This window comes from Asticcacaulis aquihabitans (genome assembly GCF_032490435.1).
Taxonomy (GTDB): domain Bacteria; phylum Pseudomonadota; class Alphaproteobacteria; order Caulobacterales; family Caulobacteraceae; genus Asticcacaulis.
This window is the reverse complement of record NZ_JAVGWM010000006.1, coordinates 114,251-132,550: the sequence shown is the minus strand read 5'-3', so window position 1 is coordinate 132,550 and position 18,300 is coordinate 114,251. Positions and strand designations below refer to the sequence as shown.

Annotated in this window: 12 protein-coding genes, 2 pseudogenes and 1 other annotated feature; of the genes and pseudogenes, 12 read left to right on the top strand and 2 right to left on the bottom strand. The window is 55.9% G+C overall.

Annotation, left to right across the window (positions count from 1 at the left end; all coding sequences use genetic code 11):
* Positions 1-163: 163 nt before the first annotated feature.
* The 5 genes and pseudogenes from RCJ00_RS19600 to RCJ00_RS19580 all read left to right on the top strand — a co-directional run.
* Complete coding sequence (locus tag RCJ00_RS19600; protein WP_316224044.1) at positions 164-493, top strand: conjugal transfer protein TraD; 330 nt, start codon at positions 164-166, stop codon at positions 491-493.
* Positions 494-509: 16 nt separating this feature from the next.
* Positions 510-773 (top strand): conjugal transfer protein TraD, encoded by a 264-nt coding sequence (locus tag RCJ00_RS19595; RefSeq protein ID WP_316224043.1) that lies wholly within the window; start codon positions 510-512, stop codon positions 771-773.
* 351 nt (positions 774-1,124) lie between these two features.
* Positions 1,125-2,042: a HEPN domain-containing protein gene (locus RCJ00_RS19590; RefSeq protein WP_316224041.1), complete on the top strand. Its 918-nt coding sequence runs from the start codon at positions 1,125-1,127 to the stop codon at positions 2,040-2,042.
* A gap of 229 nt (positions 2,043-2,271) precedes the next feature.
* The gene (locus RCJ00_RS19585; RefSeq protein ID WP_316224040.1) at positions 2,272-2,499 is read left to right on the top strand and encodes a helix-turn-helix transcriptional regulator; all 228 of its coding nucleotides are present in this window, start codon (positions 2,272-2,274) and stop codon (positions 2,497-2,499) included.
* Positions 2,500-2,623: 124 nt separating this feature from the next.
* A pseudogene (locus tag RCJ00_RS19580) lies at positions 2,624-3,474 on the top strand (transposase); the annotation flags it as partial.
* Here the strand turns inward: RCJ00_RS19580 and RCJ00_RS19575 are convergent.
* Positions 3,375-4,617: pseudogene (locus tag RCJ00_RS19575) on the bottom strand (IS3 family transposase). The pseudogenes RCJ00_RS19580 and RCJ00_RS19575 overlap by 100 nt on opposite strands.
* Positions 4,217-4,333, bottom strand: a sequence feature (AL1L pseudoknot). It overlaps the preceding pseudogene by 117 nt.
* Positions 4,618-5,009: 392 nt before the next feature.
* On the opposite strand from RCJ00_RS19575, the gene RCJ00_RS19570 reads away from it, so the two are divergent.
* The 4 genes from RCJ00_RS19570 to RCJ00_RS19555 all read left to right on the top strand — a co-directional run bounded on the left by RCJ00_RS19570 (position 5,010) and on the right by RCJ00_RS19555 (position 9,628).
* Positions 5,010-6,338, top strand: a complete 1,329-nt coding sequence (locus tag RCJ00_RS19570) for a hypothetical protein (protein WP_316224039.1) — start codon at positions 5,010-5,012, stop codon at positions 6,336-6,338.
* 17 nt (positions 6,339-6,355) lie between these two features.
* A complete protein-coding gene (locus RCJ00_RS19565) occupies positions 6,356-7,201 on the top strand; it encodes a S1 family peptidase (RefSeq protein WP_316224038.1) in 846 nt (281 codons plus the stop codon).
* 137 nt (positions 7,202-7,338) lie between these two features.
* A complete protein-coding gene (locus RCJ00_RS19560) occupies positions 7,339-8,208 on the top strand; it encodes a C1 family peptidase (RefSeq protein WP_316224037.1) in 870 nt (289 codons plus the stop codon).
* A 61-nt stretch (positions 8,209-8,269) separates the two neighbouring features.
* On the top strand, positions 8,270-9,628 hold the full coding sequence (locus RCJ00_RS19555) for a caspase family protein (RefSeq protein WP_316224036.1): 1,359 nt from the start codon (positions 8,270-8,272) through the stop codon (positions 9,626-9,628).
* A gap of 905 nt (positions 9,629-10,533) precedes the next feature.
* Here the strand turns inward: RCJ00_RS19555 and RCJ00_RS19550 are convergent.
* The gene (locus tag RCJ00_RS19550; protein ID WP_316224035.1) at positions 10,534-11,322 is read right to left on the bottom strand and encodes a FadR/GntR family transcriptional regulator; all 789 of its coding nucleotides are present in this window, start codon (positions 11,320-11,322) and stop codon (positions 10,534-10,536) included.
* A gap of 477 nt (positions 11,323-11,799) precedes the next feature.
* Between RCJ00_RS19550 and RCJ00_RS19545 the strand changes: the two genes are divergently transcribed.
* From RCJ00_RS19545 to RCJ00_RS19535, 3 genes are all read left to right on the top strand, one after another.
* Positions 11,800-13,065, top strand: coding sequence for an MFS transporter (locus tag RCJ00_RS19545; protein WP_316224034.1), 1,266 nt, complete (start codon positions 11,800-11,802; stop codon positions 13,063-13,065).
* Entirely contained in the window at positions 13,062-14,678 is a 1,617-nt protein-coding gene (locus tag RCJ00_RS19540; RefSeq protein ID WP_316224033.1) for a glycoside hydrolase family 43 protein, read from the top strand. Before RCJ00_RS19545 ends, RCJ00_RS19540 begins: the two co-directional genes overlap by 4 nt.
* Before the next feature lie 426 nt (positions 14,679-15,104).
* The gene (locus RCJ00_RS19535; protein WP_524524942.1) at positions 15,105-18,077 is read left to right on the top strand and encodes a TonB-dependent receptor plug domain-containing protein; all 2,973 of its coding nucleotides are present in this window, start codon (positions 15,105-15,107) and stop codon (positions 18,075-18,077) included.
* The last annotated feature ends 223 nt before the right edge of the window (positions 18,078-18,300 follow it).

Genomic DNA, 18,300 nt, shown 5'->3' with positions numbered 1-18,300 from the left:
ACCAATTACGCTGAAAAGAGCACGTCGCCACGACGTATAAGCGCGCCCTCCCAAGATTAAATCTCGGGAGGGCGCGGTCTGTCTCAGACGGTCTCGGTCACACTGAAGCCAACGCCAACAACCTATCCTATAATGGTCTCAGCTTCAAATGCAGGAGACGGCTATGCGTAAACCGAGGGACTTCGACGCGGAACTGAAGGCGCTGAATGATCGTGCCAGGATGTTGAAAGAGCGCAAGATCCGACAGCTTGGCGAACTGGTTATCGCCACGGGTGCGGATGCGCTCGACATCGACACACTGGCGGGCGGATTGCTGGCCATGGTGAAAGACACCAAGCCGGATCAAAAGGAGGTTATGCGCAAAAGCGGCGCCGCGTTCTTTCGGGGGAGCGGACAAGGGGAAGCTGGCGATGGAGCTGAGCCGAACCCTACGGCAACAGCAAAAGCTGACGGCTCTACGCAACCGTTTGAACTTAAGCCAAGCGAGAACTGACACGCGGGAGTGGGTGATGAAACGACGCGAACGCACACGTCATCTGATCGAGCTCGGTGGCCTGGTCATCAAGGCAAAGCTGGATGAGCTGACGAAGGATGACCGGACGGTTTTGTACGGGGCGTTTCTGACCCTGGTGACGACGCTGACCAGTCCTGACGGAACCGAGACGATTGAACTCTGGCGGCGGCGTGGCAAGCGGGCTTTTGACACCGAGGCACAAGAGGGGGCGGCCAGGCAGGAAGACGCGCACCGGGCCTATGAGCGGCGTAGGCGGTGAAAGGTCAGTTGCATGGAAACACCTGCGCAGTGCCGGGCCGTCCGTCGCGCCTTAAGCCCCGGATTTACCGAAAGGGTCTGTAAATCCGCCTGGCGGTAAAGGGCTTGACCCGCACCGGCCATCCCGACAAGGGGCCACCATGTCCGTAAGCGGAAGAGTGCCCGCTTACGGACATAGACTGACAGGGGAGGCGGTGATGTCATTGGGCCACGGCGGCGAGGTGTCAGAATTGAAACCTGCGGTTCCGATTGCGGTATCTGCACACTGGTCATCTGAACCATAGGAATGCAATACCACTGCATTGATGGATCGGGCGAAGTGGTGCAAAAGGAAATAAGGACAAAGACAGCCATGAACCCAGACAAACTCGATCACCTGCCGGATACGAAACGACGTGAACTGGAACGCGTGGTGAAGATCCTGTTCGACGAGTTTGAAGATGCGACCAAGACGGCGCTGTCCCCCAAGCGCAAGGCGGGGCGCATCCTCAAAGTCATTCTGTTCGGTTCTTATGCACGTGGCGATTGGGTCGAGGATCGCCTGAGCGGCTATCGTTCCGACTATGATCTCCTGCTTGTCGTCAATGGTCAGGAATTCACCGACCTGCATACCTACTGGGACAAGGCCGACCAGCATTTTATCCAGGAACTGACCGTTACCCAGAACATCAAGACGCCGGTGAATTTCATCGTGCATAGCCTGGCTGATGTAAACGACCAGTTGGCCAGAGGTCGCCCATTCTTCTCAGATATCGCCCGCGATGGCATCCTGCTTTACGACGCGCCGGGGCATCCACTGGCAAAGCCGAAGGCGCTGACGCCGACTGAAATCAAAGCAGAGGCTTCCGAATATTATCGGGAATGGTTTCCAAAGGCTGCGGACTTGCTGATCGGCTACGGGGCATATCGCAACATTCCGAATCTCAAGCTTGCGGTCTTCACGCTGCATCAAACAGTTGAAACGCTTTACCACTGCCTCCTGCTGACTGTCACGCTGTACAGCCCGAAGAGCCACCGCATCTCTGTCCTGCGGTCTCAAGCCGAAAATCTCGACGATGGTTTACGGGAGATTTGGCCGTCCGAAAACCGCCTCCAGCGACAGGCGTTTGATCGCCTACGTCGGGCCTATGTGGAAGCCCGGTACTCGGCAGATTATCAGGTCACCGACGAAGAATTGAGCTGGCTGGTGGAGCGTGTATCGCTGCTTCAGGAAGCGGTCAAAATGGCCTGTGAACGGCATCTCATCGGGCTGGATACTCAGTCTTTCTAGGAAATTCAGGGCATTTGAAGTAAGGCGTGGAATGTTGGGACGTCGTGGGACAATGCTTCACGAAAATGTTACCTTTTTAATTCTACGCTACAGTACGCTCTCGTACGCTTACGCCGAATCTCGCCGCAAACCGGCCCCAGCTGTCCTTCAGGGATCTTGAATCTCGACGAAATTTCTATCAATTTTCTTTGCAGGTGCCTGCGCACCTCGTGTAAAATTGGAGAAGTCCATGATGTCCCAAGGCGACCGTATAATACGGCTCAGAACTGTCCTGGATCGAACTGGCCTGAGCCGTTCGACCCTATACCGGAAAATCACAGAGGGATCATTCCCCTGTCAGCTCAAAATCAGCGTCCACGGCGCCGGTTGGCATGAGTCGAGCGTGAATCAATGGATCGCTGATCCGTGCGGGTGGCGAAATGTTGGCTGTTCTAGCCCTGTCGACAGGCCCGGTTAGAACGACTAATTACTTGGTTCGCTCTCATAGCTGGCTTCTATCTCATTAGACCGCTTTTGCCCGAGCCTGTGTGAAAACAGACGAGTCAGCTATAGTGTTTGGAGGTTAAACACCGGAGGCTGGTATGAAGCGCTTCGTTGAGAGTGAAGACCGTAGGCAGGGCGTGCTGCTTCCAGAGTACCTTGAGACTACGTGTCGGATAATAACCCTGTCCGAGTGGTCGATGCGTATGTCGATGAGCTCAGATTGGCAGGGCTTGGCTTCGCAGGTGCCATTCCGGCTGCCACAGGGCGCCCGAGCTATCACCCGGGCGTACTGCTCAAGATTTACATCTACGGGTACTTAAATCGGATCCAGTCAAGTCGTCGGTTGGAGCGTGAGGCTCAACGTAATATCGAGTTGATGTGGCTGACAGGCCGGCTGGCCCCAGATTTTAAAACCATTGCCGACTTCCGTCGCGACAACGGGGCAGCGATCCGCTCAGCCTGCGCTCAGTTTATTTTGCTTTGTCGGCGACTCGACCTCTTTACCAACGCCGTGGCGGCGATCGATGGCAGCAAGTTCAAGGCCGTCAATGCCCGCGATCGCAACTTCACCCGCGGCAAGCTTCGTGGGCGGATCGAACAGGTGGAAGCCGGCATAGAGCGGTATCTGCAAGCATTGGACGCCGCGGATCGACAAGACAGTGACATGGCTAAAGCCAAGGCAGTTCGTTTGACGGAAAAGATCTCCGCAATGAGGGCGCAGATGCGGAAGCTGAAGGCGCTACAGGTTGAACTTGAGGCGACAGCTGATGGACAGATCTCGCTTACCGATCCCGACTGTCGCGCCATGTCTTCAAGTGCGCGGGCTGCTGGTATGGTTGCCTATAACGTTCAAACCGCAGTGCACACCGAGCACCATCTGATTGTCGCGCATGAAGTGACAAACCATTGCGTCGACAGAGGCCTTCTATCGACTATAGGCTCAAGCAGCCTTCGGTGATTAAACCAGTCAACCCATTCGAGGGTGGCAAACTAACGGCTTCAAAGTTGCGCCACGGCCCTTTGCGATGAATGACCTCGGCCTTGTAAAGCCCGTTGATGGTTTCAGCCAAGGCGTTGTCGTAGGAATCGCCAACACTTCCGACTGAGGGTTCGATACCGGCTTCGGCCAGCCGCTCGGTGTACTTGATCGAAATATACTGACTGCCCCGGTCTGAGTGATGCACCAGACCGCCGCGATGAACAGGCCTGCGATCATAGATCGCCTGCTCTAATGCATCGAGGACGAAGCTGGCATGGGCCGTACGACTGGCGCGCCAGCCGACGATCCGTCGGGCATAAGTGTCGATGACGAAAGCCACGTAGACGAAGCCTTGCCAGGTGGCGACATACGTAAAATCCGAAACCCAGAGGCGGTTGGGTGCCGGTGCGCGGAATTGCCGGTTCACATGATCCAGCGGGCAAGGCGCCGTCTTATCGGAAATCGTTGTACGAACAGGCTTTCCGCGGATGACACCATGCAGACCAAGGCCACGCATCAATCGCTCGACTGTGCAGCGGGCGATATCGAAGCCCTCGCGCCTCATCTGGCGCCAGACCTTGCGGACGCCGTAAACCTCGTAGTTCTCGGCAAACACCCGTGCGACCTGCGGCTTGAGTTCCAGATCACGCTTCGCCCGCGCCGACAGTCGAGCCGGATCATTGCGCTGAGCGACGCGTTCGAAATAGGAAGATGGGGCAATCGGCAAAACTCTGCAGATCGGCTCGACCCCGTACGCCTCCCGGTGATCATCGATGAACGCAGTCATCGCTTGAACGGGCGGTCGAGCTCCGCCTGGGCGAAATAAGCGCTGGCCTTGCGTAATATCTCATTGGCCTGCCGAAGTTCGCGGTTCTCCCGCTCCAGCGCTTTCATCTTCTCGGACAGATCGGTCGGAACGCCGGCCCGCTTGCCGCTATCGACCTCAGTCTTCTTGATCCAGTCGTTCAAAGTACCTGGCGCACAGCCGATCTTCTGACCCACCGACAAGATCGCTGTCCATCGCGATGGGTAATCGGCTTCATGATCGAGAACCATCCGCACAGAGCGTTCACGGATCTCAGGGGAGAATTTATTCGTCGTTTTGTTCGTCATAGCCCTATCTACTCACGAGTTAGGGCCTCCGGCAAACCCGGGGCGGTTCAACTGTTAGGTCGGGCGTGGTTTGCAACGGGTTTCAATTCGAATGGACGTTAATCCGTAAGGAGCGGAGTTGCAATTTCCGCACCGCACTTGCGAGGAGATTTTACGTGCTGAGTTTTCCTGTGCGCGATCAAGCAATCGGAAAGTTTTTTTGCCAGCTAGTTGTGAAGTTCTACAACATAAGCGCGTCGCCCTTTTACCGCTCATCAGCCCGTCGGAACAGTCTCTCTAAGGGCGAGTTGCCCAATAATCACACGCATTAGGTAATTCTCCATTCGCGATATTTTTGAATTGACCACACTTTATGGGCGTGTTTGTTAACCATATCATCTGGGGAGGTGGCCATGGCCAAGCGTGTAGTATTCGCGTGTATCTTTACCCTTGCCCTCGCGGGCACCGCGTTAGCGCAACAACAGAATCCCATCGAAGGATCGTCCAGTGCGGACGACGGTAATTCCACGTCGGTTAATGCATCGATCTCCGCCGACTCCTCGCTCATTTCAATTTTGAACAGCAACACTTCTGTGAACTCCGCCATCGCGGCGAACATCACCAGCAAAGCATCCGTCAGCGCGGCACAAGCCTCAGCGGACGCCGCTGCGCGATCTGCCGAGGTGGCAAAAATAGGGATAGTCTCGGGCAGTTCAATCTCGAGCAACGAAATATCGGCTACGAGCATCAGTGATGGCGCGGATGCCAGCCTGCTAATAGCCGATCAAATGGTTGAGGCGGCAACCGTGGCAGCGATCGATATCGCCAAGAAAGCCAACGAGGGCGGCCAGGGGCCAATACTCGTGGTTGCCGACCCTTCCGAACTCGATCAATCCGAAAGCCTATATTTCAGCCAGCAGGTGAAGTCGATAGAAGACTTCGTCGCGATCTCCAACACGATTCAAACCGCCGCTCTTACAGCCGAGCTGAAGTTACCCCCCCCTCCCAAAGGCGCCCTTGGCAGTGCCCGCAACCTTACCTTCGGCACTGTCGGCGCCGCGGTCGACAATACCGCGAAGCTTTTGAGCTATTTCAACGCGTCTTATGGGTTTGGGACAATTTCATCGGTGGATCCAGCCAGCGCTGAACTTCCCCGGTACCTAGCGCAAGCCTTGAAGTCAGTTAATCCGGATGCATCACTTCCCATCTCACAAAAGATCTATTTCCCCTCCGCCATCATACCCACAGACCTCGATCTCATCGCCTCGGATCTTCGGACGCTTCAGTCTGACTATGCTTCGATGTCTGCCGCGAGCGCTTCGTACAAAGACAAATCCGCCACGCTCAAGAAGCTGAATACACCGGCAGCCCTGATGGTCGCGGTGCAATACGATGCCGCCGATGCCGCCGCCAGCAAGGCTATGACGACTTATGACGCGCTTCTGACTTGGCTGACAACGAAAGATGACGCAAAAGTCCCTAATATCGTCAAGGTTATCAAAGGCAAAAAGGTCGCGGCTACAGCCGGTGCGGATGGGATGGTGTTGTCCGTATCCGCTCATGGCGTCGCTGCGAATTACACAAAGAAAGACATTTGGTCTGTGTTCGGAGGGCCTCCGCTTTGGGTCAAGGGCGGTGTCATCGTCAGCTATCAACTCGTCGTCCTGAGCACCGGCGAGGTTGTCGCCTCGGGCGGGGGAAGGCAGGCGAGCCAATACAAGAAGATCTTGTCAATCCATTAGCAGCCGGGGGGTGGCGTATGTTTCTGCGTCTCAACGTATTGTTGGTCGGATTGCTTACGACTGTTCTACTTTTGCCTGCAGCCACGACGAATGGTGAACGGATCTACAAAGGTAAGCCGGTGGATCTTGGCCGCTTCATGTACGTCGTGGGCATAACGAGGGCAGGGCAAAGGTTTGCTTCGTGCACTGGAACCTTAATTAGTCCGGACGTCGTGCTGACTGCAGCCCATTGCGTTTGCGATCAAGTGAACAGCAATATCTATGTCGGCAACGATCCCACGGTTCCTAGGCCCAATATGGGGTATTTTAAGGTCGACGATTGGCATAGCCTCGCGCGATGCGACGAAAGTTTCGAAGGCAAGGACATAGCCGTGGTCCATATCACGCCCGCGATCTCCAAGTTCAAGCCCGTCGTGATCGCATCGGAGGCGGAATTGGAACATGCAGCATTTTTCTCGGTACTAGGTTATGGCGCCGTCGACAGAGCAGGGACTGATCTCAGTTTCGACAAAAGGATAGCTCCGGTCAGCCCTGTAGACAGGAACTGCGCCGGCGTGCACGAAGGGCTTCCTGCCACGGAGTACTATGGCTGCCAATCGGGGACCGAGATGGTGTTCGGCCGTCCGCTGTCTCCCGACACCTGTGCCGGTGATAGTGGTGGGCCATTGATGGTTTCCACAAAGGGGCCGAATTCCAAAAGCGATTCAGATTACGTGCTTGTAGGCGTCACTAATCGTGCAGTGGCGTCTGCCGACGCTCCCTGCGGTAGTGGCGGGGTCTATGCGCGGCTGACCACGACGAACAGAACCTGGATTCTGGCTGCTATCGAGCGGATGCACGGTCAAAAGCCCAAGGTCATCTAGGAGGGCTTCACCCGACAGCCACCAAAGACCTCGGTATCAGGATCGATCTTTTGCCTACGCGTAAAGTGGACGGGTCAATGCAAGGACGGCCAACGAATCTTGCGGCAACCCGCCAATGACAGAGAAAGGATTAGGCTATGCTTAGAAGAGCTTTCCTCGCCGGCGGTGTCGGCTTTGCTACTGTGGGATCGCTGCCGGGACGGAGTCAGGGGCGGCCGATGCCGCATGGCCTGCGGTTCTTGCCGAACGACGAGTTTGCGAAAATTGATAGGGCACCGGCTTCACGAGGCGCGGTCGGCCCGCGAGCCACTACTCGCCAGTTCCTACCGCCTATCCTGCCGGTCGAACAAGAGGCGCAAGGATCGTGTGTGGGTTGGTCGGTGGGATATGGACTTGCAAGTGCTCTGGTCAAGAAGCGTACTGGTAAGCAAGTAATTACGAGTCCATCATATATTTACAATCGGGGGATGCTTCTGGATAGCTACGCCAATGCATGGGAATATTCCTGTGACACAGGTATGTTCATTGAGACAGCACTAGCGTACTTGCAAGGATTTGGCATCCTACCGTGGGACAATTATCCTTATCTCGATGCAGATTGTGCCCGCCTACCCAAACTGGATGAAGACAAGGTCGCTCGGGGAACCCTTGTGATTTCCGGCTGGGCGGTTGCTGACAGCATTTCCAAAGTGAAGGATTCACTGGCTGCGGGCATCCCGGCGTTGATCGGCATCCAGCTAAGGAAGTCCTTCGACGACTACAAGGGAGGCATTTACGCCCCTCCGCCATCCGACCCGATTACCGGGGGGCACGCCATGCTTGTGGTCGGATACGACAATCAGAAAGGGGCATTCGAAGTAATGAATTCCTGGGGAACCAATTGGGGTGCGTCCAGTCCGCCCGAGGCTAGAGGGTTTGCTTGGATCAGCTACGACACCGTACTTAGGGATGCGACCGTGGACGAACAACTGCGCATGTATGTCGTCAATCCCATCAAAGGCACCTGATAAGCCACTCTCGAAGCCGAGAAACACTTTTGCTTTCCGCATTCCTTTTTTGGAGAAAGACATGGGTAAACCGTCCATTGTGTTCGTTGCTGTATGCTTTTTGGTTTCCCTGGTTGCGTTAACAGGGACGTCGACGTCAGCAGCGGTAGCTCCCCAAAGGATTGCCTTGTTCATCTCTGACTGGGATTACAATCTAAACCGAGCTCTTGACGGACCCGATGAGAAAGGCACTGGGCCTTTTTTCGACGATTTGCCGATAAGCTGTCGAGACGACGTCCCCTTGGGCGGCTTGGCTGCGGTCAGAGATCAGCTTCAAAAGTTCCAATTTCAAATCACTTATGTCTGCAATGCCAATCAACAGGGCTTCGCTGATGCGTTTTCAAAGTTCGCGCAAACCGCCAACGCCCTCCCGCCAAAATCGATCGTCTTCATTTATTATTCTGGCCACGGAATCCAAGCTTACGGCAATGCTTTCGCACTACCGGTCAGGGCTGCGAAGCCTCAACTGGACAACGCCTACAACCTAAGGAACGGGACCGCGCAGATCGCGGTCGCTTCGGCCATTGCGAACGATCTCCAGGTCTCGTTGGCCAAGATCAAGCAAAGGGCTGATTTGGCCGTGGTGGTAGTCCTCGACAATTGTCGCAACAATCCATTCAAGGGCAGCCAAGCCCAGTTGGACTCTGGGTCCAACGAGTTAGTCAACATAGACACGCAGAAAAACGTACTTATCCAATATAGGACGCGACCTTCGGAATTCTCGGCCGCCAACGACGCCTATTCGACGATCCTCGCGACGGAGCTATCTCGGGGGGGGGACATAGGTGCGGTGATGCAAGCCGCCGATGATAAGTTGACTTCACTATATAGCGCTGGCGCATTAGGGGATGAGCCAACGTTGAATGGCGCACGGCTTTTCAGTGCAAGCGACGGCTTCTACCTTACGGAAGCACCGCCGCCCACGGTTCTTTCGTCCGGCAAAGTACGTGCGAAACTGATGCGGGCATCTTATTGGAACCTTGTGCCCGATCCCTCCGAACGGCTGAAACTTGTCGATATGCGAGTCCTATGGTGCCAAGGGCCGGGCGAGGTCGAGCGACGCGTATACGCGGAACAGTTTGCCAATTTCCTGAGGCTTAACGCCAAGGATTTGGACATTAAGAGCGTGGTGGTAGTGCCGCTGTCCCAAGCGCTGAATGATTTCGGTGGTTATGGACATGTCCGAAGAAACATTATGCGATATGACAATGCAGCGGAAGCGGCCGCGCTGACCAAAATAGCACGGGCTTACCCTGATGGAGAGTTTTTGCCCCAAAAGGGCAAAGGTAAGGGCGGCCGGCCGACGCATAGTGTTTCAGCGCTTGTGTGCGGTGCGGCGCCAGAATACAGCGAGGACATGCTGTCGAAATTTCGTCAGTAGTTTGCCATCGGACTTTCAAACCTGAGTACGCGTTAGCTCGGATGCCTAACGAATCAAATCTGGCTGTACCCGCGACCCTACCCACTCTTTGTCTATGCACCCGCCACACCACCAGTATCGGTCAGTTGCATGAGAACGGCCCCCATGCACCCTGTCAAGCCACCAAGGGCCAGGAGTTAGCGATGGCCCAATAGCTTGGAGAGTTTTTCAATTCTCAGGAAAGCCTGGTCCTCTTCACGCTCACCCGCTTTCGACAGCATTATGCCGATGTGCTGTAAGGTTCCCCTATTTCGCACAATCTGACCATCGGCATAGGGAAGCCTTCAACTTGGCGAAGTGCCTAGCTCAGCCTACGGCCTTGGCGAAAACGCCGCAATTTAAGATAACAATGACGTCGCTACGGATCGCGAAGCAAGAGATTGCAAGCCAAATTATCTTGTGGATTAAATTTTGCGGAGCGCGGGTACAAGTGCGGGTATGACAGAAATTTTGTCGGTAGACAGTCAATAAAAATAAATGGTTCCGACGATGTTCGATTCCGGCTCCACCACCTTTTCCCAAGATATCCTCCAGAGTATAGAAAGTCCTATAAGGTAGTCTTGCATTGGTTCGTCCGGCGACGTCCTAGAAGATATCACTCGATCTTTCAATTTGCGCGTGTTTGCCGGATGGTGAATCCGGGTACCTGAAATGCCACTTTCAACAGCATTCATCAGAGCCGAAGCCCGCCACCGGCAAGAAGTAGAAACGCCTTCCGAGGCACGGACCATGCGGGTTCGGTCAAACGGATAGCTGTGAACTGCCGCATACCGAATTCATGCCCATTTTTTCCCCTATGTATTTATTTGTTCGGGCTGCGCGCCTTGTAGCATCGACAGGCCAACCGCGAAGAATGGCGCGTCTGGTTACGCCTCCTTGCCGGCCTCAGGCGGGAGGTCCTCGATGGCATCCATATGCAGCAGGTCCTTGACCGCCAGCCGGACGAGGTACTGCATGCACCAATGCGCCTCTTCGGGGTCTCGGTTCAAAATCGCTTCATACACGGCCATGTGCGCGGGGACCGGGTCGCGGCCCAGAATGTCGTGGGCGATCTTGTAGCGGTTGGACAAGGCAACAGTGGCGCCTATCGACGCGTTTAAGGCGCCAAGCTGCTCATTCCCGGCCGCTGACATGAGGGCGGCGTGAAAATCTATGTCGGCCTGTAGGCCGGTTTCGGTGAGCAGCGTTTCCCGCCCCATTATGGTCAGGGCGTCGGACATGGCTTTTAGATGCGCATCCGTCCGTCTTTGGGCCGCCAGCCGCGCGGCGGCCGGTTCCAGAATGAGGCGCATCTCAAACAGATTCTTGACGAGTGTTTCATCGGGCTTGGAGGCAAACATCCAGCTTAGGACGTCCGGATCCAGCATGTTCCATTTCACGCGTTCGGTGACGCAGGTGCCCCGTCGGCGGCGCGGCTCAACCATTCCCTTCGCGGCCAGGGTCCTGATCGCCTCTCTCACGGCCGGCCGAGAAATCGCGTAGGTATTGGCCATATCGACTTCGCTGGGCAGGATTTCGCCCGGCAGCCATTTGCGTCCAAGAATGTCTATGCCCAGCTTTTGGGCCAACTGCGTATGCAATTCACCCAATTTACCCGACTCCAGCCTGTCGCGCTTATTGACGGCTGCCAGCCGCTTGCGGCCTGGCTTATCCATATGTGACTCTCTCTGCATCTCGTTGTTCGCACGCTATATTTGATTGGCAGATATGGAAAGGCCGAATGAGGCCGAAAATTTCATTATGTAAGACCAATTGATAGGGGCTCCAAGCCTGAAAAGGGCAGAATGTAACATAAATTCAAATTGCATCTCAAGGATTACGGCTGCGACACATTGTGAAATACCCACCGATTACGCCCCCAATATAGTTGCAAAATGTTGATAAATATCCAGGAATGTCTGAAATGTGCGAACTCCGCCACGCGCCGTGCGCAGAATAAAGGGATGAATTGGCCCGGCTATGTCTTGCCTTGATAAAGCCAGACATAACGTGGTAGCCATAACTGAAACAGGGGTAGCGAAGGGGCGAAGATCCCGGAAAGTCCGTGCCATTTTTACGCCTGGCATCGCATGTGAGCCAGGCGCAAGGCGGCCGATCTCACCGGGGGCGTCATAAGGCTACGGGAGGATGGAATGGCCAAAAACACGGGTATGACCAGATGGGGTATCATATGCCTGGTCATGTTGGGCACCATAGTCAACTATCTCACCCGAAGCGCGCTGAGCGTTGCCGCACCAACGATGATGGCGTCGTTGCACATGACCGAGAAAAACTACGGCGTGATTACCAGCATTTTCCAATTTGGCATCATGCTCCAGCCGATCGCTGGGTACATTCTGGACCTCGTCAAACTGAAACTTGGCCTCGCGCTGTTCGCATTGGCCTGGGGGTTGATCACCATGGCGCATGCCTTGGCGGGAAACTGGCAAAGCCTTGCCTTCCTGCGCGGCTTGCAAGGCTTTGCCGAAGGAATCGCCCAGCCGGGGGGGCTAAAGGTTGTTGCGGAATGGTTTCCTGCCAAGGAGCGGGGATTCGCCAGCGGAATTTACAATATCGGCGCGTCCGTCGGCTCAATGCTGGCGCCGCCTTTGGTGGCCTGGGCCATTCTTCAATATAATTGGCAGGCCGCCTTTATCATCTCCGGCGGGCTGGCCCTGGTATGGGCCGCGCTGTGGTATGCCTGTTATCAATCGCCGGCCCGGCATAGGCGATTATCACCGGTGGAACGCGACTACATCAATGCGGGGCAAGAGAGTCATCTGGAATCCCGTGCGCCGAAACCGTCGCCGCTTCGGATATTGACCCAGCGAAATTTCTGGGGCTTGGCGATTGCTCGATTTCTCGCCGATCCAACCTGGGGCACCCTGGTGTTCTGGGTTCCGCTTTACCTGAGTTCGGTACGTGGCTTCGACCTGAAACACATTGCCCTGTTTGCCTGGCTGCCTTTTGCGGCGGCGGATTTGGGCTGCCTGTTTGGCCCGGCCCTGGCCTTATCGATTCAAAACCTGGGTGTCAGTCTGATCAACGCGCGGCGGTGGGCCTTCACGGCCGGCGCGTGCATGATGACGTGCATTCCCTTTGTCGGTTACGTTTCGAGCCCCTATGTAGCGATTGCCCTTTTGTGCGTGGGTGCGTTTGCGCATCAGACGCTGTCGGTCAACGTGATTACGATGGCGTCCGACCTATTTCCGCGCGGAGAAGTCGCCACTGTCGCCGGTATGGTTGGCTCTGCCGCCAATTTGGGGGCGCTGTTGATATCCCTGGCTATTGGCCTTTTGGTCGCGAAGATCGGCTACGGCCCGTTTTTCATTCTGATCGGTGGGCTTGATCTGGTGGGCGCTGCGTTGCTCTGGCTATTAATCAAGCCAAGGGCGGTCATCGCGGAGACCGGGTCATGATTCGCAATCCGGTTCTGAAGGGCTTCAATCCCGACCCGTCCATTGTGCGCGTCGGGGCGGACTATTTTATAGCGACGTCCACGTTTGAATGGTTCCCGGGCATTCAAATCCATCACTCTCGCGATCTTGTTCACTGGCGCTTGGTCAATCGGCCGCTGCGGCGGGCTTCCCAACTCGATTTAAGGGGCGTCCCGGACGGTTGCGGGGTTTGGGCGCCGTGTCTTACGCATAAGGATGGCCTCTTCTATCTGACATATTCCGTTGTGCGCAGATATGGGCGAACCACTGTCAGCGGCGCCAATGGGCTTGCCTTGCGAGATTTCAGCAATTGTCTCGTCACGTGCGACTCGGTGACGGGCGAGTGGTCCGATCCGGTTGTGCTCAACAGCAGCGGATTTGATCCCTCACTGTTTCATGACGATGACGGCAAATCCTTTCTTCTCAATATGCTGTGGGACCATCGGCCTGATCGGCCCCATTTTGGCGGCATTGTGCTCCAGGAGTATGACCGTGCGGCAAACAAGCTGATCGATGAGCGTCGGATAATCTATACCGGAACGGAGCTGGGCTTTACCGAGGGGCCGCACTTACTGAAGCGCGACGGCTGGTACTACCTGATCGTCGCGGAGGGTGGCACCGGGTGGGATCATGCGGTGACAATGGCTAGGTCTCGTCACATCGACGGTCCTTATGACGCCTGCCCGACGGGCCCCATCCTGACAAGCCGCGGGCGCCCGGCGTGTGCTTTACAGCGAGCGGGGCATGGCGATCTCGTCGAGGCCGGGGATGGAAGCTGGTTCATTGCCTATCTGTGTGGACGTCCTCTGCCGGGCCTGCAGCGGTGCGTGATGGGTCGCGAAACGGCGATCCAGCCCATGCGCTGGCGCGCGGATGGTTGGCTGGAGACTCTGGATGGCGACGGCGCGCCTGTTGTTAGCGCGAAAGGCCCGGAACCGGAAGCGGGAGAGGTGGGGCCGGACACCGTCCGCCGGGATTTTGATGCCGCAGACCTTCCAGAAGAATTCCAATGGTTAAGATCGCCGTGCCCAGACGAACTGTTCAGCCTGACGGAGCGGCCGGGTTTTCTGCGTCTCTACGGGCGCGAAAGTTTGGGAAGTCAATTCGAGCAAGCGCTGGTCGCCCGGCGTCAGGAGGCGTTTTGCTATTCCGCGACGACGTGGCTGGACTATTCACCCCGGAATTTTCAGCAGTCGGCCGGCCTTGTCGTCTACTATAACGCCAGCAAGTACCATTATTGCTGCGTCACCTATGATGATGCCATCGGCCGGCATCTGCGGGTCATGTCCAGCGTGCCGAATTTAGATGAGATAGGCCCGGCCTCAAACATCCATCCCATATCTGATGGCGCCGTCGAGATACGGGTGGACGTGGACTATGATCGTCTGAGGTTCGCCTTCCGCCAAGAGGGTAGCGATGACTGGACGTGGTTCGGCCTGACGCTGGACATGTCCGAGTTGTCCGATGAGGCGGGGGCGCAGGACGTGCCGAATTTCACGGGTACCTTTGTCGGCATGGCCTGCCAGGATATGTCCGGAGAGCGTCTTGCGGCCGATTTTGATTGGTTTGGTTATCAAGACGCCGCACCCATATAATCCGCCTCAATCCGCGACCTCTATTTCGTGAAAATTATGTCTTACCTATAATTTGTTGTTTAGCCAGGCGAAATGGTTTGAGTTGGGTTGGCCTCTAATGAACCATCTTCGGGCCGGTGGTCTAATAACCTAGAAGTAACATATTGATATATATTAATTAAATTTTACGTCCGCTATTTCCACATTGGGATTTGGCGCGGATAGTTCCGTCGTATTTTGTCTTGTGATAAATCTACAACGCCAGACTTATTTCGATATGTCTGGCATAACGGCGGTTGCGCTTCAAAAATACCCTCGTTATGGTCTGACATAATGCCCGGCAAGCTGTCGTTTGACCGGGCGCGACTTGGCCTGCAGAGCCAGTCAACGCCAACGTGCCGTTAATGAAATTGCCGAAAAGGCAAGGGGAAGGAAACCAGGATGAAAATGAGATATTTACTGAAGAACCGCGTGTGTGAGGCGCCGGGCGTATCCGGAAACTACCTAAAGCGCTCGCTGCAAGTCGCCTCGGCCTCGGTGCTGGCGTTTGCGCTCGCCACAGGCTGCGCTTACGCCGCGCAAGCCGAGACGGCAAAAGTGGGAGCGGATTCTGACAACGTCGTGGTCGTCGTGACCGCTTCGCGCATTGTGTCGCGGGGCTTCAAGGCGCCGACGCCGACAACCTCGATCAGTGCGACCGACATCGCCAATCAGGCCCAGCCGAATATTTTCACGACGATCGTGCAATTGCCGTCCCTCCAGGGGTCAAGCGGCGTCGCCACCAATACGTTCAGCACCTCCAGTGGGCAGCAGGGCCTGAGCTCCTTTGCTCTGCGTGGCCTTGGGGTCAGCCGTACGCTCACCTTGCTGGACGGGCAGCGCGTCGTGCCGGCCAATATTGGCACTGGCGTTCCGGACATCAGTCTCTTTCCGCAATTACTGGTAAAGCGTGTGGACGTGGTTACCGGCGGCGCGTCCGCCTCCTGGGGCTCGGATGCCGTTGGCGGTGTCGTCAACTTCATCACGGAAAAGAAGTTTGAGGGCTTCAAAGGCAATATTGAAGCCGGCGAAACCACCTATGGCGACGACAAGCAGGGCCTGTTCCAGGTCGCCTTTGGCAAGTCATTTCTGAACAAGCGGCTTCATACAGAGTTCGCCCTCGAATATCACCGCGAAGATGGCGTGCCTGCGGGTGATTTCGGTGAGAAGGCGGCCAATGGCCGAGACTGGTATCGCACCTCGACCCTGGTCAATACCGGCATCACCAATAATGGTTCCCCCCAGTTTGTGTCGGTGGAACATGCGCAATCCATCACCTATTCCAAATACGGTCTGATTACCTCCGGTCCGCTTCAGGGCATTGCCTTTGACCAGAACGGCAACCCGTATAACTTCGTATATGGCTCCAACGGCGTGCCGCAAAAAAATGCCGCCGGTGGCGTCACAGGATGCTACGTTGGGTTCTGCGTGGGCGGCGACACCTCAGCCAATGTGGGCGTGGGGGCAACGCTCCAATCAGGCATTATTCGTTCGAACTTCTATAACCGGACCTCATTTGATCTGGATGAGAACAACGAAGTCTATTTTACCATCAACCTGGCCAAGGTGGACACGCACAACCAGCCAAATCCGGGCTTTACCGAGCCAGGCCTGACGATTCAATGTTCAAACCCCTATGTGCCCGCCTCCATTTCCGCGCAATGCGCTCCAAATGGCATCACCAGCTTCAAGCTGGGCACGGTCACGCCTTTCTTGCCCAGCATCCGGGTCAATACCCAGCGTAAGCAAGAGCGGTTCGTCATCGGCGCGGACGGCAAATTCGACGCCTTCGGCACGAGCTGGAACTACGACGCCTATTACACCCACGGTAAGGAAACATCGGACATCAACGTCCACAATCTCCTCCTGAAAGCGCGCTTCACGGCGGCGGTCGATGCCACGATGGTGAATGGCGTAATTGTGTGCCGCGATCCTGTGGCGCGCGCCCATGGCTGCCAACCCATCAATGTCATTGGCAACCAGACACCAAGTGCATCGGCGATCGCCTATCTTCAGCCGTCTGTAGGTGCCTTCCAGCACACCATTCAGACTCAGGATGTCGCTGCTGTCAGCGTGTCGGGCGAGCCCTTCTCTCTATGGGCAGGCCCAGTCTCGGTGGCGTTTGGCGCGGAAGGGCGTCGCGAATGGTATCGCGCGGTCGCTGACCCCTACGGCAACGGCACAACCAGTCCATATACTGCCGACTATCCGGCCGATCCTTTGCTCAGCACCAGCGGCGGCAATTTCTATGCCGGTAACTATCGCAACGGGACAGGCAGTTATAACGTCGTGGAAGCTTTCCTCGAGTTCAATGTGCCTTTGATCGACTCCGAAGCGCTTGGCAAGCTCAACATGAATGCGGCTGGCCGTGCAGAAAAATATAGCACCGCTGGAAATGCGCAGGCATGGAAGGTCGGGTTTACGTGGGATACCCCGCTTAGCGGCCTGAGATTACGCACCGTCCGGTCGCAAGATGTGCGGGCGCCGAACCTCAACGATTTGTTTGGCCCGACCACATCGACAAATGTGCCGAACTTCACCAATCCGTTCACCAACTCGACCCTGACCATTTCGCAAAACGCCGGGTCCAACGCCGCGCTTAAGCCGGAAATCGCTCAGAACTTCAACTTCGGGGTCGTTCTGGCGAACCCGAGCTGGGCCCCGCGGTTTAGCGCATCGATCGACTACTACGATATCAAGTTGACTGACGCGATCTCGTCCGGACCGAATGCCACGCAATTGGTGCAATACTGCTTCGACGGCTCCGTGCCGGCGGCCTGTAGTACCTTCAATCTGACGGGGGCGAACCCCTATGTGAATGTCGGCAGCATCAATGCCGCCTCGATCAAAACCAATGGCGTTGATTACGAAGTCAGCTATCAGGTGCCTCAACCGTTTGGTTTGCAAGGCAATCTGGTATTGCGCGCCCTTGCGACCAACGTGCGTGACTTTACGACCGTTCCAGGCTTGCCCGGCACGGTTCCCTCGCAGTCTGCCGGACAGAATTCGGGTGCGACGCCGGATTGGAAAGCGCTTTTTGTCCAGAGCTACACGACAAAGGATTACAGCCTGACGCTTCAGGAACGCTGGTTCAGCGACGGCGTGATTGGAACGCAGTACGTGGTTTGTCAAAGCGGCTGTCCGGTCTCGACGTCCAACAACCCGACCCTGGATAATAACAGCATGCCTGGGGCAACCTATGTGGATGTCGCCGGTTCCTATAATATAGGCAAGGGTGTTGTGGCCTATTTCAAGATTGATAACCTGTTCGACGTGGCGCCCGTCCCATTGCCTCAGACGAACACAGGTCTTGATATAAATCCGGCGCTCTATGACACGATAGGTCGCTTCTATCATGCCGGCCTGCGGTTCAACTTCTAAGGCTGAAATGATGTCCGCCGTGTAGGTGCGGCGGACATCTTTGCTCTAAGTTTCAGGAGGAGGCTATGGCGGTATCGGCTGGCATTTCACAGCTGATCTTCATTGAAATCCTGACTGAAGGAGCGGATAGTTCCCTCCCTTTCTATCCGCTTCTATCTGGCGCTCCCAGTCTTCGTGTCTAGAGCGCCAGATTTTTTTATCGTGTTAGCGTATCGGCCAGGTG